General features: G+C 58.7%; 13 protein-coding genes, 2 tRNA genes and 1 pseudogene. 7 read left to right on the top strand and 9 right to left on the bottom strand.

Annotated features, from left to right (window positions below; genetic code table 11):
* Positions 1-9 precede the first annotated feature (9 nt).
* The 4 genes from F757_RS0110950 to F757_RS33400 all read right to left on the bottom strand — a co-directional run bounded on the left by F757_RS0110950 (position 10) and on the right by F757_RS33400 (position 4,405).
* Positions 10-897 (bottom strand): DMT family transporter, encoded by an 888-nt coding sequence (locus F757_RS0110950; protein ID WP_027211427.1) that lies wholly within the window; start codon positions 895-897, stop codon positions 10-12.
* The gene (locus tag F757_RS0110955; protein WP_027211428.1) at positions 894-1,541 is read right to left on the bottom strand and encodes a hypothetical protein; all 648 of its coding nucleotides are present in this window, start codon (positions 1,539-1,541) and stop codon (positions 894-896) included. The genes F757_RS0110950 and F757_RS0110955 overlap by 4 nt, the downstream gene beginning before the upstream one ends.
* Positions 1,541-3,343 (bottom strand): non-ribosomal peptide synthetase, encoded by a 1,803-nt coding sequence (locus tag F757_RS33395; RefSeq protein WP_084530820.1) that lies wholly within the window; start codon positions 3,341-3,343, stop codon positions 1,541-1,543. Before F757_RS33395 ends, F757_RS0110955 begins: the two co-directional genes overlap by 1 nt.
* A gap of 84 nt (positions 3,344-3,427) precedes the next feature.
* A complete protein-coding gene (locus tag F757_RS33400; RefSeq protein ID WP_035466641.1) occupies positions 3,428-4,405 on the bottom strand; it encodes a hypothetical protein in 978 nt (325 codons plus the stop codon).
* A 1,113-nt stretch (positions 4,406-5,518) separates the two neighbouring features.
* Here F757_RS33400 and F757_RS36820 point away from each other — a divergent pair.
* From F757_RS36820 to F757_RS0110975, 3 genes are all read left to right on the top strand, one after another.
* Positions 5,519-6,028: a LysR family transcriptional regulator gene (locus F757_RS36820; protein WP_051376746.1), complete on the top strand. Its 510-nt coding sequence runs from the start codon at positions 5,519-5,521 to the stop codon at positions 6,026-6,028.
* A complete protein-coding gene (locus tag F757_RS36825) occupies positions 6,021-6,389 on the top strand; it encodes a LysR substrate-binding domain-containing protein (RefSeq protein ID WP_269659211.1) in 369 nt (122 codons plus the stop codon). The genes F757_RS36820 and F757_RS36825 overlap by 8 nt, the downstream gene beginning before the upstream one ends.
* A 182-nt stretch (positions 6,390-6,571) precedes the next feature.
* A complete protein-coding gene (locus tag F757_RS0110975) occupies positions 6,572-8,119 on the top strand; it encodes a hypothetical protein (protein WP_027211429.1) in 1,548 nt (515 codons plus the stop codon).
* A gap of 231 nt (positions 8,120-8,350) precedes the next feature.
* Here F757_RS0110975 and F757_RS33410 read toward each other — a convergent pair.
* Together F757_RS33410 and F757_RS0110985 are read right to left on the bottom strand one after the other, a co-directional pair.
* Positions 8,351-8,656: pseudogene (locus tag F757_RS33410) on the bottom strand (ABC transporter permease subunit); the annotation flags it as partial.
* Between the two features lie 856 nt (positions 8,657-9,512).
* Positions 9,513-13,226, bottom strand: coding sequence for a hypothetical protein (locus tag F757_RS0110985; protein ID WP_027211430.1), 3,714 nt, complete (start codon positions 13,224-13,226; stop codon positions 9,513-9,515).
* Positions 13,227-13,935: 709 nt separating this feature from the next.
* On the opposite strand from F757_RS0110985, the gene F757_RS34620 reads away from it, so the two are divergent.
* Positions 13,936-16,062: a hypothetical protein gene (locus F757_RS34620; protein WP_051376748.1), complete on the top strand. Its 2,127-nt coding sequence runs from the start codon at positions 13,936-13,938 to the stop codon at positions 16,060-16,062.
* Positions 16,063-16,757: 695 nt separating this feature from the next.
* Here the strand turns inward: F757_RS34620 and F757_RS0110995 are convergent.
* The 3 genes from F757_RS0110995 to F757_RS0111005 all read right to left on the bottom strand — a co-directional run bounded on the left by F757_RS0110995 (position 16,758) and on the right by F757_RS0111005 (position 18,447).
* Entirely contained in the window at positions 16,758-17,966 is a 1,209-nt protein-coding gene (locus F757_RS0110995) for a tyrosine-type recombinase/integrase (protein WP_027211431.1), read from the bottom strand.
* A 155-nt stretch (positions 17,967-18,121) separates the two neighbouring features.
* Positions 18,122-18,208: transfer RNA gene (locus F757_RS0111000), tRNA-Leu, on the bottom strand.
* Between the two features lie 152 nt (positions 18,209-18,360).
* A tRNA-Leu gene (locus F757_RS0111005) sits at positions 18,361-18,447 on the bottom strand.
* Between the two features lie 306 nt (positions 18,448-18,753).
* Here F757_RS0111005 and rnr point away from each other — a divergent pair.
* The 3 genes from rnr to rpiA all read left to right on the top strand — a co-directional run bounded on the left by rnr (position 18,754) and on the right by rpiA (position 22,985).
* Positions 18,754-21,264 carry a ribonuclease R gene (gene rnr / locus F757_RS0111010; RefSeq protein WP_027211432.1) on the top strand — a complete coding sequence of 837 codons (2,511 nt, stop codon included), beginning with the start codon at positions 18,754-18,756 and terminating at the stop codon, positions 21,262-21,264.
* A 207-nt stretch (positions 21,265-21,471) separates the two neighbouring features.
* Positions 21,472-22,215 carry a 23S rRNA (guanosine(2251)-2'-O)-methyltransferase RlmB gene (rlmB, locus tag F757_RS0111015; RefSeq protein ID WP_027211433.1) on the top strand — a complete coding sequence of 248 codons (744 nt, stop codon included), beginning with the start codon at positions 21,472-21,474 and terminating at the stop codon, positions 22,213-22,215.
* 74 nt (positions 22,216-22,289) lie between these two features.
* Positions 22,290-22,985, top strand: a complete 696-nt coding sequence (gene rpiA, locus F757_RS0111020) for a ribose-5-phosphate isomerase RpiA (protein ID WP_027211434.1) — start codon at positions 22,290-22,292, stop codon at positions 22,983-22,985.
* Positions 22,986-22,998: the final 13 nt, after the last annotated feature.

Consider the following 22,998-nt stretch of genomic DNA (forward strand, 5'->3'; position numbering starts at 1 on the left):
ATCGGCGTTTTACCCGACTGCGGTGGGATTGTCCGCCTTCGACTCTGCCGCCCTATGCATCGCCGAATAGATGCCGCTCAATGCGATAAGCGCCATGCCGACGATTGCCAAACCGCGTGGCACACTGTCAAAAAAGATGTAGCCGAATAAGCCAGACCAAATAAGAATCGTATATTCGAGAACCGCGAAGGTGGATATTCGACTGCGCTGATAGGCGATGGAAAAGATCCAGTTGGCAGTCGCGCCACACACTCCCATGCACAGGAATATGACTAGATCACCCACGGGAGGAGAGCGCCAACTGGCGACGGTCGAAATTCCCGAGGCCACTAGCATCACTACATTTGTCGAGAATGCGATTGTAAGCGGGGCATGGCGGGACGATAGCTTGCGAGACTGAGCGGCAGACAATGCGTACAAGAATGCAGCGGCGATCCCGATCAAGCTGTATGGGTTGAAGACACTAGAACCGGGTACCCCAACGATCAGCAAGACGCCCCCGAACCCAACCGCCGTCGATGCTACGCGGCTATTGTCCACCTGCTCGCCAATGGCAACTTTTCCAATAACCACCATAAAAAGTGGCGCCGCTAGCGACAGGGACGTAGCGGTCGCTAACGGCAAAAATCGAAGACTTAGGAAAAATAGATAAAGCGAGGCAACAACAGTAAGTCCACGCACGAATAAGCCGGGTGAGAGACTTGCGTGCCGCGCGACCTCTCCGCGATGGGTAAGTACAATCGCTAGTAGAAATAAACAACCAAAGAGAGAGCGGAAGAAGACGATTTGAGTAGTGGGGTAGCCCGAGCTGAGAAACTTTGCGAGGGCGTCCATCACGGCGAACAGGAAGACGCCGATGGCGTATAACGAGGCTATTTGCCGCAAAGAAATAATCATGACCTATCGCCACTCTTTCCGCTCGTGACACGTTGACGGAGTTGTGACAGAACCGGGCCCCACGATATGTTTATGCCTCGTTTTCGGGCTTCCTCAATTTCCGGCGATCCACAACCAACGCGGGCAGCAAGCGTGGCAACGTTGGCCGGACGGCTAACGTAGAACCGACAACAGCACTGCTCATCAATGACGCTCATGGCGCAGTCACGACACGTCGCTTTCACAGCATCGTGTGGCCGAGGCCAGTCCGAGAAGCCCAAAAGCTCAAGGTTCCTTCTTGCGAATGAGCTCGTTGCCTTAGTAGCCGAAACAACAGAGCAGTTTTGCCCACAGGTGGAGATAATCATCAGCGCGCGCGCATAGTGCATGAGCCGCTGAATCCCTAAACCCCTTAACGTCGGAGCCACGAAACAGCTGCGCGTCTCCGCGAGTTCGCCATCAAGCAAGACCTCAAAGCCGCTGAACGCATGTATTTGACCGGAGCTATCAAAGATGCCCACGGCCGACTGATTGGCAACTTGCAGTGAGACAACACTGTCAAGATCGCCTACGAAGTTTGTCTTCTCGTTGCTGGCTATTGCGCCAATGAAGAGCCGCAGCATTGGAAGGCTATCGTTCTGAAGCGCATCGACCGTAAGTTCCATTACGACTCCATGTTCAAAGCCGTCGGATAAATACTGCGCTCGCCAATAATCAGAGCTTGTTGTTCAATCGTCGGCGCGAGAAATAGCTCACGAGGAGAAAGACGCACATTAATATTCCTGTGAATCTCGTCACTAACGCCTCTCGCCAATATCACATCGGCGCCCGCCAAGAATAGGTTCGCCGTTACATGAAGCGAACCGACACGCAGCCAGTCGCACCATATATCGTGCAGCAGCTGCTCGGTCGGACCACTGGGTGATCGTGCGCCCTCATCGGGAATGCACGAACAAAATTTAGCCACGTCCTTACGGACGATCTTTCCCATATGATTTTTGGGAAGCTCGGCGACTAAGTAGAGATGTGATGGCACCTTGTAAAGGCTGACTTGTTCAGCAAGCCTTCTCCTCACTTGCGTCACGTCAAACGTCGCAGCGGTTTCCACTACGAGCGCTGCAGCCACGTCCTCCCCGAGAGTAGGGTGGGCGATCGCAAATGTCACTGCCTCTAAAACGCCGACGTGTTTTCTCAGGTGAGCGTCAACTTCGGTCGGTACTACCTGATTGCCCCCTCGTTTGATTACCTCTTTCAGCCGGTGGGTGATGTAAAGATATCCGTCAGAGTCCAGGTAGCCACCGTCTCCAGTACGCAACCAACCATCGTGGAAGGCGTTCGACTGATCACCGGCGGTTGAGTACTGCGTGATGACGCTGGGGCCACGAACGACGACTTCGCCGACTTCGCCCGCGCGGGCATCGACCATCTTCGCATCGAGCACACGTATCTCCGCGCCAACGGGCTGTCCTACGGAACCGACCTTGCGTTTGCCGGGTGGCAGGGGATTCGAAGCGATCAGCGACGACGACTCTGTCAAACCGTACGTCTCAATCAAAGGCGCTCCGTAGGCATCCTCGAGACGTTGGATAACATCGAAGGGCATCGGCGCGGAAGAAGAACGCACAAATCGGAGAGCGTTTGACGAAGCTGGCATTTTGCTTCCCCGCGCGTCAAGTTGCCGTAAAATTGCCAGATGCATTGTCGGAGCTGCAGTGATCCACGTCGGCGAGAGCCGCCCCACATAGTCGATGGTTGCATTGGCGTCAAACGATCTCACACAAACTACAGACGAGCCACCAATCAATGACGCGACGCTCGCGCTTAGCAGACCGTGCACATGAAACATCGGCATCAGATTGAGACATCGATCTTTCGGCCCCAACGAGAACATCGTCGCGATCGCTTGCGTGCTCGCAAGAATATTAGAGTGAGTTAACTCGACGACCTTGGGCTTCCCGGTGGACCCTGACGTTTTCATTAGCAAGGCGGTATCGAGAGGCTCTGGTTCGTACGCATCGGTGAAACTGGGCAACGCGTACATGTGCGGCGAGTCAATCTTTGAAACTATCGATTCAGACGACATCTGGATGAATTGGATTCCGAGGTCGACAGCCGCCGCTGCGATCGACGCATCGCAGTCCATTCCTACGATCACATCAAGTCCCATTTGCGTGATGTCGCTCTCAATTTCCGCGGGGCGCGCACTTGGATTTAAAGGGGCGCACGCACCAAGAGAACTAATGGCAAGAAAACCAGCCAATCCCTGCCATCCGCGCGGCGCGACAAGGCCAACACGACTTCTTGGGGATATGGCTTCTTCCAATAGCAGTTGGCGGAGGCGTGCTACAAGCGCTGCAAGTCCCTCATACGACAGGACAATCTCTCCGGGCACGATTATGGCGGTTGCCGTGCGTTGTGCAGGGAACCACATATCGATAAGCTGCTTTAAAGTACGGAAAGGAATCATCGTCAGTTGTCGAGGTAATGAGACAGTGAACCGCCAGCGTACCAGTGAATGCCCGACTGGCGGTTGTAGATATTTCTACGCTCGTTACGCCAGTTCTCCGACACGGACGCTTTGCTCGTCCAGACCAAGCGTCTGGCAACATAGTGCAAAGTGCCGCTCATATACATCAGTTACCATTTGCGGAATCAAGGCGGCCAAATCGGCCGACGCCCGCAGTAGCTCCCGCTCCTTATATACGTAGCGCTCTTCAGTTCCATGAAGACCGGGGACAACGAACGGCGGCGGTTCAACCGGGAACCTGACTTTCGCATGTTCGGAGTTGAGTGCTCCCCGCGCACCCCAATTATCTATAACATCATTTGTGAATCGTTGACCAATGCCTAGCGCTTGGAAGAGCGCAGGAATGGCGACGTCGGGCTGTTTCGACGCTTCATAGACGTAGTAAAGAGTATCCACTCCGTTGCGAACCGCGTAGCTCTCAACGCGGACCGCGTTCAGCGCGGACGATGAATAGTTGAGTGCCAAGCGCTCGATATCCAACTTGCTAGACCATTTATTAATCCAAGAATCTAGGGAGCGCACCGGCTCGCGATCGACTATAATAAGTTTCAGCTTTTTTGCGGGATAACCGGACTTGAGTAGTATCTCAATCGGGTTATACAGACATTCAGCCAATAGATACGGCCCAGCCATCTCTTTTGCAAATACCGGCGAAACGGGATTAGGAAGCGACCAAGGTTCCCCAACGCTCCCATAGGCAATATGTCGGAGAACCGTTTTTACGGGTTGATAATAGGCGTCAAGTCCCGCCATACCAAACAAATTGGTGAGTGCGGTTGAGCCAACCCTGCACTTGCCCCACGCAATAAACGCTTCCGGGAAATCTGATTCGCGCATTTTGGCAAAGCCTTTAGATAAGGTCGCGATGCACTGATCAGTGAACTGCTGGAGCGTCAATTCTGCGTTCTGATATTTTCCGTCACTATTCAACTTTTCACTGTAGATGGCGTCGTTATCCGCAAGGATCAGATCCGCAATGCGCGTCATGAGATTTTGAGACATGCAGCAATCCCCTTTTGGACACCAGGGTGTCCACAGAATATTAATTGATGTTTTTCTATCTAACTCGCGGTCGAAAGCAACTGCGCTCGACGCGCCGGTTGTGACCGCCAATACCAAAGCGGGCGCGCATCCGCGTCGTTCTGGCTCAACCGCTAGCCGGACAGGATGAATAACAGGATTATGAAACTGTTCTCCGTGAGCCCATGCAAATGATGTCCGACAGCACGGAATTCGTCAACAAAATTTTTAGTGTGCTTATTAAATGGAAATAGGTATGCCTTATGAATAAGATTACAAAGTAATAATACGAATGAAACAGGAACACATGAGAAGACCGCATTTTCCGTGGCGAAAGTAAATTGTAAATCTATTCCCAATAGTTGCGCTGGAAATACGCGAGCGGCGGCGTTGCAAACATGGCAACGCAGGAGTTGCTTTTAACTCTCCACACTATCTGCCTCTGCACAGGTCGTGCGCGCAGTCTCGGTTCACATTCCCGGCGCGCGTTGTGTCAATTGCGGCACACCAACCTGCATCAATCCAACGCTGCGATCGCATAACGTGGGGCAATGGCGGAAGACGCGATACCGGTTGTGGCTATCAGGCGAACGGCGGACGCCGAAACAATACGGCAGGGACGTTCGACAAGGGTCAGCAGGTTGAGGAAAGCGTCCAACGGTCTCGCGCTAGCGGATGCGTGAACTAGCGCGGATCAAACATTAGTCGAAGGCGAACGGGAACAGAGCAAGCTCTGTGTTGCGGCGTACATTTGCCAATCCAGTGTCATGGCGGCGAGCGGCAGTTTTTGACCGGGGCGATGGTCTGCTAAGGGGCCAGTTCCAAGGACGATGCTTGGCGTGATAACGGCGGTCTCCATGAGGTCTCCTGTCTAGCGATGTTGAGCAGAGCCTAGCCAAACCAATTTCCGCAGGAAAGACAAGATTTGCTAGCGGGTAAATATAGAAAGTTGTCACGGAAGACGCGTCGGAGCGCCATTGGAAACGCCGCGCTAATAGTGCAATTTCGGTCAGACACGCTGATGCTTCGTGCCATTGATCATTCACCGCGAGAATAGATAACATTCCTAGATGAGGGCAGCTTGCTGGAGGGCACATGAAGACGCATCAGTTGAAGGCCTTCCTCGCCGTGGTCGAACATCGCAGCATCCGCGGCGCGGCGCGCGCCTTGCAGCTCACGCAGCCGGCCATCACTCGCGTGATGCGCGAACTCGAAGGTGAGTTCGGGGTTCCACTCATTGCGCGTAGCGCGCGTGGCATCGAACTGACCCAGTACGGTCAGCTGTTCGAATCTCGTGCGCGGCTGCTGTTGCAGGAAATGCGTAGAACGAGAGAGGAACTCGACCGGCTGAAGAGCGGCAAAGAAGTGTCGCTCGTACTGGCCATCAGCCCCACGGTCGCCTTGACCGTGTTTCCAGCCGCACTGGACCGTTTCAGCGCCGATCTGCCCGCCGCGACAGTCAATCTGTTCGAGAGCAGTCCCACGCCGGGACTGAACGATCTCCGCAGCGGCCAGCTCGATCTGTTCGTCACGCACCTGCTAGATGACGAGACCTACGGCCGGAGCGATGAGTTCGCTCTCGCGACTTTGTTCCCGCTTGGCTGAACTGCTCGGTGAGCGTTGGTGCATCCAGTCCTACGGAGATCGAGGGTCGGCGCTCGTCCAGTCGATCTTTGACCAGAATGGCCTCGCCCGGCCCGCGCGCATAATGTCATGCGAAGCCTTCGCCGCCGTACTGGGACTCGCCAGAAGTACCGACACGCTATGCGTGATGACGCGACCGCTCTTCGACGTGCTTGCGCCCGCGCACGGGCTCGTCGCATTGGATATCGAAGAACGGCTGCCATCGATCACGGTGGCGGTCGTATGGCGCAAGAGCGCGATGTCGCTGCCCGCGGTCGATCATCTGGTGAACTGCCTAAAGCGCGCTTCCACGCAAATCGGACTCGCGCCGGCAGAGGTCTGACTACGACTGATCTGCCGTTCTGGACGGTTGAGAATGAATGTCGGCTATCTGGACGCTTGCGGGTTACTCGTGTCTGTCCGGTTCTTACTAAAGAATTCGAAAGCGTTGACGATAAGCAGATGATCGCGCCGTCCACAGCTGCGCGCCACGCTTCTTCGCGAACGACAAGAACACATGGAGCCATGACCACGCTTTCATCCGTGAACCTTGCTACGACTCCCGCCCCCACGCCCCTCACGGATTCCGCGAATCCCGCGACGGCGGTTAACGGCGATGCGAAACGCATGGTGGCGCTCTCGCCGTCGGCCATCGTCACGATCCCTTCCGCGAGCAACATTACGGTGCTCGAAACCTATACGCCGGCAGGCACGCCGAGCGCCGCCATGCCGACGGTGACCTGGGCCAGCGACAACCGCGACGCGGTAACGCTCAGGATGGCGGGGGACTACGCCGTGCAGACGATGGCGGGACGTTTCGCCGGGCTCGGCAGCGCGCTGCTCGATCGCTTCAAGACCACGGGCAGTGATTATTCGCAATCGGTCAGCGTCGGCTCCGGAGGTGTGGGCGGCGTTGGACCGTCTTCTCAACGATCCGCCGGCCAGGCCGGCCTGACGGTGCGAACGGCGAGCGGCGCGACGGTCGAGATCGCGCTCGCCAGCGAGGACGGGAGCCTTTCGGTCAGCATCAAGAGCAGCGGCGCGCTCAGCGAGAGCGAACGCAATGCGCTGGCAAAGCTTTCAGAGGGTTTCCAGCAAGCCATCGATGGTCTGGGCGCCGTGCCACCGACACTCGACCTGAGCGGCCTGACGCAGTCCGACACCTCGGTGCTTGCTTCCGCGACCTTTCGATACAGCATAAGGGGCGCCGGCAATGCGGACATCTCGGCGAGCTATTCGCAGGACAGCGCGGCGCGAAGCCTGAGCGTCACGAGCGCGGCGGGCACCATGAGCGTGAAGATCAATACGAGCCATTCGGCACTTTGGGGAACGAGCGCACAACGCGCTGCTTCTGTGGCGAGCTATCTTCAGCAGTTCGACCACGCCAATTCACGTGGGCACGGCGATGCAACGCTGATGTCGATGTTCAAGGACGGATTCGCGCGGATGAACGAGGACTACGGGACGCCTTCGGCCGAGGCGCTGCCGGGAACGGGCTACACCCCGGGGCTGCAGCAGTCGGCCCAGGCGATGTTGACCGGACTCGCTGACTTCAGCGCATCGATCACGGACGCGTCGGCGTCGCCTAATCCGATGCGCCCGGGCGAAGTCGACGCATTCTCGTATCAGGTCTCGCAAACGACGCAGCTCGAAGGCTCGCGCTTCGAAGGCAAGATCTCGCAAAGCCAGCAATCACATCTTGTCGCCAGCTACCATCAGGCGCTTACGGGCGGCGCCAAACCGGCCCTTACCTCATCGAGGTCCTCGCAGAACTACGATTATGTGCGGATAGACGACTCCGGAGAAAGCACCGTCCAACTTGCGACGGAACGTGGCGCGCTGGTACGCGCCTCGCAGCGTCAGACTTCGGACCAGAGCACACATCATTCGAAGTACGAACGAGGCGTGCTGACTTCTGACCTCACCACCCCGGACGAGACATCCTATTCAACCGAGATGCTCTCGTTGCTCGAACCGCTCATTGGCAAGGGCGACGCCGCGCGCAATAGCGCTGAATGGCAGCAGGCGCTTTCCCGCGTTCATCGAATGATCGTGCCGAATGCGTCGATGTAACGCGGCGCGCCCGCTGACTATCGATCCCACTTCTCCGAAGAGGAGATTGTCATGGAAGCGCTTGCTTCTTCCGGCGCTCATCGGGTGCCGTGGAACAGCGGTAGGCTGACCGGCCGGAAGCATCCGTTGGAGCTTCGAGAGATCTGGGCCGCCCCACGCGTCAGGAAGACATCCGGGCCATCAAACCATCGATGGCCCGGATGGAAGCGGATTAAACAAACCGAATCTTCACTACCCGCGATCTGTCCGCGCGAGATGGACCTCAAGTCTGTGCAAGCCAATCGACAGCACGAATGTCATCAGCCAATATGCTGCCGCAATCGCCAGGTAGGGCTCCCAATACCGGCCATACGCTCCCGCTACTGTGCGCGCCGCATAAGCCAGTTCGGCGAGTCCAATCGCGGAGACTAGCGAAGTGTCTTTCAGGAGCGCAATCATGTTGTTGCCGAGCGCTGGCAGCATGCGCCGGAACGCCTGCGGGACGACCACATAGCGCATCATCTGCAGATGCGTGAGACCCAGTGAAAGGCTTGCCTGTATTGATACGATACCGGGTACCTTGAGTTAATTTTTCGGTAATGCGAACTTCGACGTGAGCTCCACCCTTTGACAGTTCCAGGCGTTCATTGTCCTTTGCCATCTGAACCGTGTATCCCTCAAGCTCTGCTCCGTGGCAGATGATGTTGAGAATCAACAGTCCTCGCTGGTAGGTGTCCACGGATAAACGCGCGGCGAGCTTGCGATGCGAGGTCACCAGCAACTGCCCCGTATCACAAAAGGATTCCCAGTTTCCGTAGACCACTTCGCCTTTGTGCTGGTATTGCTTTCCGGGATGGCTCTGTTCCCACTCATATCGTTTTTTTAAATGCTCAGCGCGAGTGACGCCTTTGTCCATTTGCTCGCGTAACTGTTTGATGGCGCGATGCCAATCTTTTTGCTTGGGGGCAGCGTCCGCGGCGACTTCGTTATCCTTCTGAATTCGCTTGTCGGCACGCACCTCGACGAGCCGTTTGGGCCGGTCGATTATTGCTTTGACTGCCGATATGGCAGCTAGGACTTCTTGTTCTGACATCGCAGGCAGCTGAGGCCGTTGAATCGTATGTCCGAGGTCGACGCGTGTCCAATGTCCGGGCAGTGGGACGGGTATCCGGAATGCGTCACATACTCGCCGCACATCTGTTCCCGAAATGCCGTATTTACTGCCGACGTGCACCATAGGGGTAGTCCATACCTCCCGAAATAGCTGGTCGCGATTTGGGATCGGGGCATTGAGCATCAAACACCTCTTCGCATTTCGAATTACATCGGTATGGTGTAGTCAAGATCTCAGCGGAGGCTGTTGTCGCTCGTGGCATCGAATTTGGCAAAACCTGCTTGGCGAAATAGCCATCAATCACTGTGGCAAGCGTGGTGGACTCAGATCTGTATGCTGTAAATTTTTCTCTGCTTCGAATTGTGTAACGGGCAGCTTAAATTCGCCTCTGGAAACACCATCGCGCCAGATTGTCAGGATCCGACGCGCAAAGGGCGTAACAGCTCGGGCGAGCGCCTGCTGAAGTATCGCGACATCACCAGTGACTAAGTGGCGAGCTACCATCCGTACAAATGACCAGAACAAATCTGCCGCTGCTTCGGGCCAGTCCTCGATTCGAGCAATGACGTCGGTCACCATGAATAGGATCCCGTCATTCCAACATGCGTCTATTGCTTGCTCGATAAGATGGCGTTTGGCGGGGTGCATGTAGCCCGATTCCAAACAACGCCGTAAGAGATTGATGCGAACAGGGGTTGCCGGGCGGATACTCAATGCGAGCAGGCCCGACAACAATGTCCACTCATCCGTGATCGCTACTAGGATAGTGTCAATTTCTTCGTCATCTAGGTCGGAAAATATCGCCCGGAAATCATCCCGCACGTAGGCGATCGAATGCGTGTCGTAGTACAGAAACGAGAGCAGGAGCTCCTTTGGGAGAAGCGTCCGCGCGAGTGCTGCGGCGGGTATGAGCGACGACACAAGATACTCGAAACCATGCCGGGGAGTGCTAGCCGAAATCTTGCTGGCGATATCTTGCTCAACCAAGTCAAGCTCGTGAACGCTGTCACTTTCGACGACTTCTCTCACTCGAGAGAGACGCCTGATTGCGGAAGAAAGCAGCTCGACCACATCTGCGCTGAATCCAAGTTCTGCAACCAACTTAAGTGCCCGTTCTGTTCGCCAGCAATGCCAGTCAAGCTCCGAGCGTAAACCGGTTTCGCACGCAGTCAACAGTTCGTCGGCGTACTCATTGCGCAGCTTGTGTTGTTCGAGGAAGAACGCACATGCCGAGCCTGCGTCGTCGCCCCACTGTCTGATACATTCAAGCGAGTATTTCGCGAGCATGAGACTGGGGCATTGCGCAGCCAATTGCCATAAACGTAGTCGGCGCTCACCGAGGCTCGGGGGGAGTTTTTTCTCCACCTGTTCGACGAGCTCCGGTGGGAGCATCTTTTTTCGAAGTACGTCGTCGATCAACTGGCCGAGATGAAAATTGGACTCCGTGGAAGCTTCCACATCGGAAAGGTCTGCGGTCGCACACGCAAATGCCAGAGATACGTCGATCTCAATTCCTGCCGATGTGGCCGACCGGATCAGGTTGGCTTTTCCGATGATCGATAATTCGGCTGATATTGCCGCGTTGGCCTTCTTGGTTGCGCGCTGTGGGGCGATTTGCTGGAGCGCGAACAGGGCAACCTGCCACGTCCCCAGATCGGATGCCGCATCGAGATGGCGTACCACGATTTCTTCGTCATCGGCATCGCGTTCGTAGGCGACGTGGAACAGGGATTCCGCCACCAGGTCACCGGGTGACGATTCGATCAGCCGTTGTCTTGCCAGGTCGAGCCGGACCGGAAGCGGGGCGCATTCCCATACTGCTACGTTACCTCCGGTCATTGTGATCGGCGTTGACTTGATACGGTCCATTTCAACCAGCAAGGCGCGAAGGAAAGCAACATCGCCACTCGCTGAAAGTGCCCTGCGCGCAGCATAGTGGACGGGATCGCGTTTGTCGACGGCGAGCTGGCGAAGCTTTCCAATCGCATTCTCTGATTTGAGATTCGAGAGCCCATGCAGCGCACGGGCTCGCGCGACCTCAGGATGTTGCGGAGCAACGGAGTAGAGGAGCCATTGTTCTGCGCTGGCCTGAATTTCCCGCGGCATTTCTAGGGCAGCTTGTGATCCAAGTACTACGTCAGCCTCGAAAATGGCTTTCAGAAAATCAATCCGTTCTCCATCCGGGACCAGCTGTGCTGCGAAAACCCACGCATCATCGGCAACGGATTCTCCGAGAGTTTGCCCATGTTGTCTCCAGTTACGAGCGAGGAACCGGGCTGAGAGTGCGCCAGCGATCAACTGATGTCCGAAATGGAGGTGGCCATTCTCTGTTTTGCGGAGAAGTTCGTGCTGGATGAGCAAATTAACGACCTCGGTATCCTTCATGCCCGAAACGCCGAGTGCGTCAGAGCACAACTGTCTCGCCTGCCCGATCCATTTGCCGGCCTGAGTCGCCGGGCACTCCAGTCGTCCGTCGTGAAAGATCCCGTGAAAAGCTAACGCGCCGGCTAGTTGCAGGATAACGTCGGGGGCCAGTTCGTCCCCTAGCTCGTTGTTTCGCCTGCAGCGGCCCAGGAGCAGTGCCTGCAATATCTCGCCCAGAGTTGCAGGCAGTTCTGCCGCCTCGCGCCACAGTCCGATCGCAGCCAGGACGGCAAACGGCGTCCAGAAATGTGGGGATCCAGACCGGTCCGACAAACCTCTGTATGCGCGAACAAATGCGCTGGCTTCATCATTGGGGAGCTCCGCCTGGGCGAGGCGACGAACTCCCATCGGGGTTAGGTCCTCAAGCTGTACGTAGGCAGACGGCTTCTTCGGCAACACCAGCCGGCTGCGCCGGCTGGAATCGCGGGTTGCGATGACGCAGACGACGCGATTGCGATCGAGCAAGGGCTTCAGCTCATTCAGGAAGGCCTGCATGTGAGGGGCGGGGCATTCATTCAGTCCGTCACAAAGCAGCAATATCCTGTCCGGAAGCGTTTGCCAGTTTCCATGAACTACGCCGAGTTCCTGATGAATGGTGGCGTTGATACTTCCCGGCAGATAGTTCGCCAAGCTGATCACCACGGCAAGCATCGAGTCGGATGACTCTCGTGCCGTATTGGCGCGGAGAAGGGAGAGTGCAGCAGTTTTTCCGATGCCGCCGTCGCCGAGAATGATGGCCAACTCGCCGTCGTCCAGCTGGCGTATGTCGTCCAGTGACTTCAGCGTGTGCGTTGACATAGTGCCGTATTGCCGGGGATCGGCTGCAGAGGACGTGGCGAGGCCTTCCGGCAAGGCCGTGTTGCGAATCCGGGGCTCTACAACCACCGTGAAATTGCGATGAGTCGCCAGATACCCTGACCGGTTAAAGGTCGCCCTTGGATGCTCTCGAACGACGGTCGCCACTTTGAAATGTTGCTCGACGACATCCTGCAGCTCGATCCAGTTTGACGAAAGCGCAGCGTCGAATTCGTCTGCGCCCCATACGACAAGTTGGTCGAGTTGTCGCACGTACTGTTCGACTACCTCTCTGGGATCTCGACCTACTGCTTCAAGACGCCCACGCAAGCGCGCGAGCGAACCGAGTCCGTCGTCCATCAGCTTTGCCGAAGCCGCGTCGATGAGCTGCTGGCGGGAATGTTCGCGAATTTGTCTGCGCAGGGTCTGGCTTATGCTGGACGAGCAGAGAAATTGGTGAAGCCCGATGTTGGAACCATCCAGCGTCGACGTTGCTGCAACCTTGGCCAGTTCTTCAGCGACCTGGGCAGTACCTAGTGGACTTTGCAGTCGTTTGCACTGAAGGCAAACGCCCCGTTGGGTTGCTACGGATTCTCCCTCGACATCGAATCCCGCATCGCCGGAGCCGGATGGTTTGCCCGTGATCCTTATGCCTGTCTCACGCTGAATTTTTAGAAAACAGGCGAAGACAAAGCTCTCGAATTGCGGAGGGCTGAGCGAGCTGAGTGGAAGTCGTTGCCCATCGTAGTATGGCGGCTGCAGGATTGAATCTTCGGGGCCGGCTGTCGGGTGCATGCGGTTGCTTTGTCTACCCGGCGATCTCAGCCAGGAATCTGGTTCATTGAAAACGCCGAGAAGTCGGGCGATCTATGGTCGAATTCGCGATGGCCTGTGGAAACTATTCGGCACAGGGGATTCCAGTACCCGCACCTTGTCTATAAGGAGTATAACTTCCACGGTACAAAGCGGGTCTTGCATTCCAGTCAACGATTTTTTTTGACCTTGGCAGTCTGCATGCATCCAAGCTCGATCCACGATAACGACCCAGCCGGTGGGTAGTCAACGGCCCGTGTTCGTTAGCGTCAAATGTGACGGTCTTCCACACAGCTTTGAATGTCGGCCCGGAGGAGGGTATTGGGGTATGCGCCTATGCTGTTTGGCAGCGTTGAGGGCGCCGGTGGATGGGTTTGGGGCTCCCCCAATGCGCTGGCTTGCCCCAAGGGGGCGCCCCAGTATCCTTGGATCCAAATGTTTTGTTCAGTGAGTCAGCGAGGATTGACCAACCGCACGACCATTTCAACTCCCTGTTCCCCAAAACGGTTAAGCGCAACATCGGATAGCTGCGGTTATCAGATGTATAGGCGCAGCATTCAGACGGCGAACGATGGTTCACGCTACGACCTAGTTACAGGAAAGGCTGTTGTACCCTGTAAACAGTCACCGCGACTAAACGCGCAGTGCAAGTCCACGCGACGCGTCTGCCGGCGATAGTAACGCGGTACGGATGAATGCGTCGCTCGCCTCGCGTCCCGTACAATACGTGCGCGCCATGGTCCGCAACCGACGTGGTGCAAGCGATGCGATCCGCGTAAACGACGAGCACGACGCCATGCGGACGATCGATACAAGGCGGAAAAATACTGCCGTTTTTACTCTCACGAAATACGCCGGGGACTGGAAGATGCCGCCGATCGAAACACTCAAGCCGTGGGCGCAAACGCCCTTCGAACTGCTGCGGCATGCCGAGGAGCACTTGAGAAGCGGCACCGACTTCGATCGGCGCATTGCAATGGTCGGTTTCGACAACAGCATCGAAGTTTCCGTCATTACCTATCTGTCGCTGAACCCGATCCAGCGCGGCAATCGCCCGTTCGCACGAGAAGCTGTCGCCAACTGGAACAGAAACTTCCACACCAAACTGGAATTTCTCGAAGCCCATGCGCAGGATCTCGGTGTGCCGATGGAAGTCGAGCGTGCGTGGCTCGTCTTCTATCACGAACTGCGCAACGATCTTTATCACGCCGGCAACGGACTCGTGCCTGCCGAAGAACACCTGCGCGGCATTAGACGCGGCGCGATCTGGGCGTTCTCATTGCTCTTCGAGTGCGACGGCGAGGCCCTGCTCGATGCATATCTGAGCGAAGCCGAAGCGCCTGCGAGCCCACCGGAGCCGACGGAACGTACCGCCGTCGCCATGTCCGACGCCACGACTTTTCTCCAGGCCTACCTATCGGTTAAACAACTGGCGGACGAACTGCTCGAACTGCGCGGCAAGACCGCCGATTTCAGCAGCTTGCTGGCCGAGGCGCGTGCGACCAGCGAAATGACCGGCTCGCAGACTGACCCGGTGCCTGCGGAACTCGTCGAGAATCTTGCCAGGGCGGAGCAGGCGAAAGATCTGATCCTGCGAGGCGATACACCACCGGGCGGGGATACGCCGCCGCTCGATTCACTCGCGCACGCGCTGGACAAGTTCGGGCTTCGTCTGAAGTCCACGCTCAGGTCGCACCAGCAGGAGATTGCGCTTGGCGCCCTGGATGCGACGCTTGCCGCACAGGCGGGCAATCGCCGCGCCGGCGTGGTCACGCAGACGAGCGGCTCAGGCATCTCCGGTTCGCTGCTAGCCTATCTCGCGCTTTGCATGCAGCACCCTCAGCTCAATTCGTTGCGCTACGTCGTGTTGACCGACATGCGTGGGTTCGTGATGCAGTTTGCCCAACTGTACAAAGACATGCTCGAACCAGACACGCGGAGAAAACTGGTCGTGCCAGCGAGCGGAGCAGAACTCGAACAGGTACTCCGAACCGCGTCATCCGACGTCGTCGTGACGACTGTGCAGCAACTCGATGCACTGCCCGGCTCATTTGCGGACGATTGCGTCGTGATCGGCTACAACCTTCGTTCAAGAGCACTAGCCGTCGTCTCCCACTTCCCGCGCGGCATTTATATCCTGTTCAGCTCTGGGCCCCTTGGATCGATCAAGCTTCGTGAAGAAGTTCGTGAGGTGTTCGGCGAATCGATCCGCGACCTGGCGTTTCAGGACGCGGTGCGGCAGCAGCTCCTAGTGCCGGTGCAGGTGAGGCAATACGCGAGGGGTGGTGCGTCAGGCGATGGTGGCGAGAGGAATCGTGGACGAGCCCCGCTCACCGAAAGCATGCTCGAATGGGTCGCGCGCGCGGCGCTTGTTGACGCGAACGATCATATCCAGCCGTGCGCGGGAAAAGCCGTGATCCTTGTGCCGGATCTCGCCACCGGTACGCGGATGGTCCACGTCATCGAGCGACTCTGGCGTGAACGAATCAGGAGCGCCATCAATCCGGCAGACACTTACGCCGCCATGCTGACTTCTGCATCCCCGCCGCCAGCGGCCGCCGACTTGCTTCGTCAATTTCTTCATTCCGGCTCGCCTGCCGTCCTGGTGATGACGCCGGCGCGGCTCGCCGGCCTCGATCTGCCGATCGTCGACCGCTGTTACGTGACCTTTGCCCTTCCGATTGCCGCCCGCGGCGCCGTGTTTTCGCTCGTCAGCCGCCGGCAACCGGGTAAGTTCGAAGGGTACGTCCACGATTTCGGCGGCAACGACTGGCGCAACCCATTCGACGACGATGCCGCGACGCTCGCTGTGGTCTGATCTGTCCGCGTCCGGAAAATGACTGCAACCGGCATCTACACAACAAACATCGGCGGTTCTTGGTCGGTTTTGGGCGTCCGAGCCGGCAGTGAGTACTAGTCGGTCACTATGCTCGGCGTTAGAAGGCAGGAGACGCGGAACAGCTTGGAAAGCAGGCGCATCAGTCAGACGTTGCGCAATTGAGACAGCGTGGCTAGTGGCCAAGGGCGCCAGACGGGGGCGCTCCGTATTTGACCGTGCGTTCTCGTCCGGCTTGTTCCACTGTTGTGTGGGGGTAGATCCGGGGCGCCCCTGAGCGGCCGCAATGTGAACCCCGCACTCCGTCCGGAGGATCAGGCTCTGTGAGTTGAGGCTCCTGGCACTGGTCGGCTTCGGCCAGGCCGTGTTGGCAAATGCTTAACGGTATCGATGACGGTGCTGCCAAGACCAATGGTCTCGCGGTACTTCATCTTCGAGGTTGTTTGAACAGTGTTGGTACTGAATCTCCATTGTGATCCGTGGAGCGGCGGAAAGTGCCGGTAGCATTTCTCGGTATCATTGGCGGTATCGTCGATATATGGGCTAGCTGCATCCTTGTCCACATAAGGTTGCGGCCGTTAGATTGACAATCGAGTGGGGGTGGTGAATTCGGCGGTTGAGAACTTGTTGGGGTAGCGAGCGGGCGATATAAGTAGCGACGGCGGCGTCAACACCAATTATGGTTTCGCGTTACCGAGCCGATCAATGTAGTCAGCCCACTCTTGCATGACGCGCCGACGGTCGTCGTCGAAAGTTGTTCTGTCATACGCCTTCTGCACGTCCCCTCGCTTCGCATGGGCGAGCTGCGCCTCTAGCACATCAATGTCGACGCCCAGCCGTTCTCTCCCCACCGTGCGCAGCATGCCGCGGAATCCATGCGTTGCATGCTTTCCCTGGAAGCCCATTTCGCGCAGCGCCTTGCTCAAGGCGTCTCGGTGCAAGTGCGGCGTCTTTCGGCGCGCGGGCGAGGGAAAAACATAGTGAACGCGGCCGGTCAGCGACTCCAGTTCCTTGAGCAAGGCAACCGCTTGCTTCGGTAGTGGAACGATATGGTCGTGTTGCATCTTCATCCTGCTGGCCTGGACGTGCCATTCGGCCCTGTCGAGATCGATTTCGCCCCAAGGCGCGGCCGCTACAACGCCCGGGCGCAGCCCGGTCAACATGGTCAATTTCAGGGCGCCCCGAGTGAGCGGCGACTTGTACATGTTAATGGCCTGAACGAGTGGCGTGATCTCGGCCGGCTTCGTGATTGCCGGGATGTGACCTTTCTTGTGCCGGGGGATGACGCCGCGCAGCGAGAGGGGAACGCCGTCTTCTCGTAGACCATGCTGAATTGCGTAGGTCACGATGCCGCCGACGTACTGACGCGCTTTCGTGGCAAGGTTCGGTGCGTGCACGGCAATCCTTTCCAAGGCAGGCTTCACTTCGGGCGTCGCAAGCGTAGAGATTGGCTTGTCGCGCAGTGCCGGACTCAAATACTCGCGCACGACGAATTCGGCCTTCCGGTACGTCTCATCAGCCCACTCCTTACGCTTAAACGCGAGCCACTGTTGAGCTACCAGCTGAAACGCCCCTTCGGCTGCGCGTTTGCGCGCCGCTGACTCGGTTCGCCGGTGTTCGACCGGATCGGTGCCTTCGCGTACGAGGTTGCGCGCGGTAGCGGCCCCTTTACGTGCATCAACGAGCGAGACGTCAGGGTAGGGGCCGAGGCTGATGAAGTTCTCCTTGCCAGTACTGGGTCGGCGGTAGCGGAGCAGCCACGTTTTGCTTCCATCCGGCCAGACGCGCAGGGCTAGCCCATTCCCATCGGCGAGCAGGTAGGGACGCTCGCGCGGTTTGGCGACACGAAACACCACTTCGGACTTGGGTTCGACGCGCTTAGGCATGGCCTGACACCTCGATTTCGCGTATACGCAAGTGTATACGCAAAAATCGTCGATGCCACGGGTACATGACGGTCCTCTGCGGAAACAAAAAACCCCGTAAGACGTTGATCTTACGGGGTTTCTCGAACTACTGCGGCTTGCGCGGGAACAACCGTTGGTGCCCAGGAGAGGACTCGAACCTCCACGGTGTTGCCACCGCTAGGACCTGAACCTAGTGCGTCTACCAATTCCGCCACCTGGGCACGTCTTGAAGCTAGACAGCTATTTTAGCGAGCTGATGCAGTGTGTCAATCCCCACCGCAACGACCGCCTTGAAACAGAAACATACTGCGGACAACCGCTCTACATAAAAACTGAAGCCGCCTATACAACCCGGCGGCTTCAGTCTTGAATCTGGTGCCCAAGAGAGGACTCGAACCTCCACAGTGTTGCCACCGCTAGGACCTGAACCTAGTGCGTCTACCAATTTCGCCACCTGGGCAGGTGATGAACAGCAAAGACCGCCATTATAGCGACAGAATGGCGGCTGTCAAGCGTTTCTCAAAACTTGCCCAAACAGGCGGCGAGCCAGGCTGCGCGCGCCTCCTGGCGACTATCGGCGGCCCGCGTGGCGCGCAAGACGGGTGTTAGAATGCCTCGCAGTAGTTCGTTGGCACGGTGCACGAGCCCGTCGGACCCAGCCTTGAACGAGCCGGACCGGGGCAGGTCTTTCCAGTGCAGCAGCAAAGTGCCATGCAGGCGCCATGCAAACGCTTCTTAAGCCGAGCCAGATCGCCGACCGACGTCCATGCAACGAGAAAAAATCATCGACAAGCCCTTGAGCAAATTTCCGTATCCGATTCCGAGCCGCGAGGAAATCCTCGGCGTCCTGCGTACGAGCGAAACGCCGCTCGCCGCCAACGAGATCGCCGAAGCCCTGTCGATCAAACGCCAGGAGCGCGAAGGATTTTTCAAGCGGCTGGGCGCGATGGAGCGCGATGGCCAGATCCGGCTCGATCAGCGCAATCTCTATCAGTTGACTCATCCGTCGAACTTCGTCGCCGGCCGCGTTCAGGGTCATCGCGACGGTTACGGCTTCCTGATTCGCGACGACGGCCAGGACGATCTGTTCCTGCCCAACGCCGAAATGCAGAAAGTCATGCACAACGACCGCGTGCTTGCGCGCATCGTCGGCTATGACCGGCGCGGGCGGCCGGAAGGGCACATCGTCGAAGTCACGGACCGTGCCAACAAGCGCGTGATCGGCCGCCTGCTGAACGAAAACGGCGCGCTCATCGTCGCGCCCGAAGACAAGCGCATCGGCCATGACATTCTGATCACGCAAAACACCAAGAAGGCCAAGGTCGGCCAGGTGGTGGTGGTCGAGCTGACCGATTTTCCAAGCCGCCATTCGCAGCCGCTTGGCCGGGTGGTGGAGGTGCTGGGCGATATCGACGATCCCGGCATGGAAATCGAAATTGCGGTGCGCAAATACGGCGTGCCGCACGAATTCAGTCAGAGCGCGCTCGACGAAGCGGCGCAGCTGCCCGACGAGGTCCGTCCCGCTGATGTGCGTCACCGCATCGATTTGCGCGACGTGCCGCTCGTCACGATCGACGGCGAAGACGCGCGCGATTTCGACGACGCGGTGTATTGCGAGCCGGTCAAGGTCGGCCGCGGCGAGGGCTTCCGTTTGATCGTCGCGATCGCGGACGTGTCGCATTACGTGCATCCGAAAAGCGGGCTGGACGCCGACGCGATCGAGCGCAGCACCTCGGTCTATTTCCCGCGCCGCGTGATTCCCATGCTGCCGGAAAAGCTCTCGAACGGTCTGTGTTCGCTGAACCCCAACGTCGACCGTTGCGTGCTCGTGTGCGACATGATCGTCACGGCGCGCGGCGAAGTGAAGGCGTATCAGTTCTATCCCGGCGTGATGCATTCGGCTGCGCGTCTCACGTACACGGAAGTCGCCGCGGTGCTCACAAACACCAAGGGTCCCGAAGCCGCGCGCCGGGCCGCGCTGCTGCCGCAATTGCAGAATCTGTACGGCGTCTACAAGGCGCTTTTCGCCGCGCGTCAGAAACGCGGCGCAATTGATTTCGACACGACGGAGACGTACATCGTCTGCAACGCGCAGGGCAAGATCGAACAGATCGTGCCGCGCACGCGCAACGACGCACACAAGCTGATCGAGGAGTGCATGCTGGCCGCGAACGTGTGCGCCGCCGACTTCTTGAAGCGCAACAAGCACCCTGGCCTGTTCCGCGTGCATGCCGGCCCGACTGCGGAAAAGCTCGAGAACCTACGCACCTTCCTGCGCGGCATGGGCCTCACGCTCGGCGGCAACGACAAGCCGCACGCAAGCGACTACGCCGCGCTGATGGCGCAGATTCGCGACCGGCCCGACGCGCAGATGCTGCAGACCATGCTGCTGCGCTCCATGCAGCAGGCGGTCTACAGCCCGGACAACATCGGCCACTTCGGTCTCGCGTACGAAGCGTATGCGCACTTCACGAGCCCGATTCGCCGCTATCCCGATCTGCTTACGCACCGCGCGATCTACGCGATTTTGCAGGGCCGCAAGTATCAGCCGGAGGCGGCGCAGGGCGTCGCGTTGAACACGGCGCTCTCGCCGCGCGCCCGCGCGATGCAGCAGGCCGACGAGGAAAAAAGCGGCCGCTCGCGTGCGAACAATGTCGCGATCTGGGAAGAGCTCGGTCTGCATTGCTCAGCCAACGAGCGCCGCGCCGACGAAGCCTCGCGCGACGTGGAAGCGTGGCTCAAGTGCTACTTCATGCGCGACAAACTCGGCGAAGAGTATGGCGGCATGGTGAACGGCGTCACGTCGTTCGGCATCTTCGTGCAGCTCGATTCGCTCTTTATCGAGGGGCTCGTGCACGTCACCGAGCTCGGCTCCGACTACTTCCAGTACGACGAGATCAAGAACGAGTTGCGAGGCGAGCGCACGGGCATTCGCTACCGTTTGTCGGATCGCGTGCGCGTGCAGGTGAGCCGCGTCGACCTGGACGCGCGCAAGATCGACTTCCGCCTCGTGCGGGATACACCGATCAAACCGCACCCGGCCCGCGGCGTGGCGGCGAGCGACAAGCCGTCATCTGCGGAAAACGGCGGCGCGCGCGTGCGGGCGTTGCTACCGGCCGAAGGCGGCAGCGCTGCGCCTGGTGCACGCCGCAAGAAGGCGGCGCCCACGCAAAGCGCCGCCGTCAAGGAAGCCCGCGCCTCGCGCGGCGCCGCGAAGAAACACGGTGGCGCGGCGGCCAAGGCCGCTTCGAAGCAGACGGCACGCAAGAAGCGCTAAGCGCGCTTGGAGCGCTTGAACCGCGCGCAAACGCTCACGCAGGGACGTGACGGTTGCGCGCGGTGTCCGTTTCAGACGTGCGGGGTGGGGCTCGCGGGCCGCTCGCGCCGGCCAACTCGCCATGTCGAATCCGGCACGCACACGCATCGGTATTCATCACAGCAGCGCGGCTTCTGGTGCCGCGCGCAATCAAAGGTTGTATCAGTCATGGCACGTCACAAGGTTCTATACGGTTTTCATGCAGTTACCGCGCGCATCCGGCACGATGCGTCGAGCGTCGAAGATGTCTATTACGACGCCACGCGCAAGGACCGCCGCATGACGGAGTTTCTGCACACGGCGAAAGAAGCAGGCGTGCGCCTGATCGCCGCTGATGAAACACGTCTGTGGGGGCTTGCCCGCACCGAACGTCATCAGGGCGTGGTGGCTCGCGCGGGCGACTTGCCGCTTGCCCAGAACTTGGCTGAGCTACTCGATGGAATCAACGGCTCGCCGCTGCTGCTGGTGCTAGACGGCGTCACCGATCCGCACAACCTCGGCGCCTGCCTGCGGGTTGCCGATGCCGCCGGCGCGCACGCGGTGATCGCGCCGCGCGATCGCGCGGTGGGTCTGAACGCGACCGCGGCGAAGGTCGCAAGCGGCGCCGCCGACACCGTGCCGTACATCACCGTGACGAACCTCGCACGGGCGCTGCGCGAACTGAAGGAGGCGGGCGTGTGGATCGTCGGCACGTCGGGCGAGGCGACAAAAAGCCTCTACGAAACGGAACTCGACGGCCCCGTGGCGATTGTGATGGGCGCCGAAGGCGAGGGCATGCGCCGCCTCACGCGCGATACCTGCGACATTGTCATGCAGATTCCGATGGCGGGCACGGTGGAAAGCCTGAACGTTTCCGTGGCTTCGGGTGTGTGTCTGTTCGAAGCCGTGCGGCAGCGGTCGGTGAAGAAGTAATTCCGGCCGGTCCCGCAAAAGTTTCCGACGCTTACTCCGGTAAACTAGCGCTTTTTACTGCTCGCCAGCATCCCATGACTCAAGACGAACTCAAGCAACTGGTCGGCCAGGCTGCCGCCGACTATGTCCACGCCAACGTGCCCGAAGGCTCGATTATCGGCGTCGGCACGGGCTCCACCGCCAACTGTTTCATCGACGCGCTGGCCGCGAACAAGGCGCGCTATCGCGGCGCGGTGTCGAGTTCGCTCGCCACCACTGCGCGCCTGCAGTCGCACGGCTTCAAGGTGCTCGACCTGAACGAGATCGATTCGCTACCCGTCTATGTGGACGGCGCGGACGAGATCGACCACGGCGGCGCGATGATCAAGGGCGGCGGCGGTGCGCTCACGCGCGAGAAAATTGTCGCCTCAGTATCGGACGTGTTCGTCTGTATCGCGGATGCGAGCAAGCTCGTACAGACGCTCGGCAACTTCCCGCTGCCGATAGAAGTGGTGCCGATGGCGCGTACCGCGATTGGCCGCCGCGTGACCGCACTCGGTGGTGTGCCGGTGGTGCGCGTCACGAAAGAAGGCGTGCCGTTCATTACCGATAACGGCAACGAAATCATCGACGTCAAAGGGCTGCGCATCAGCGAGCCGCGCACGCTCGAAACGCATATCAATGCGTGGCCGGGCGTCGTGACGGTGGGCCTCTTCGCGGGCCGCGGCGCGGACCTGTGCCTGCTTGGCACGGATACCGGCGTGCAGACCATCGAGTTTCGCAAGGACTGAACGATCAATTGCG

It is taken from the genome of Burkholderia sp. WSM2232, from assembly GCF_000472545.1.
Lineage (GTDB): Bacteria > Pseudomonadota > Gammaproteobacteria > Burkholderiales > Burkholderiaceae > Paraburkholderia.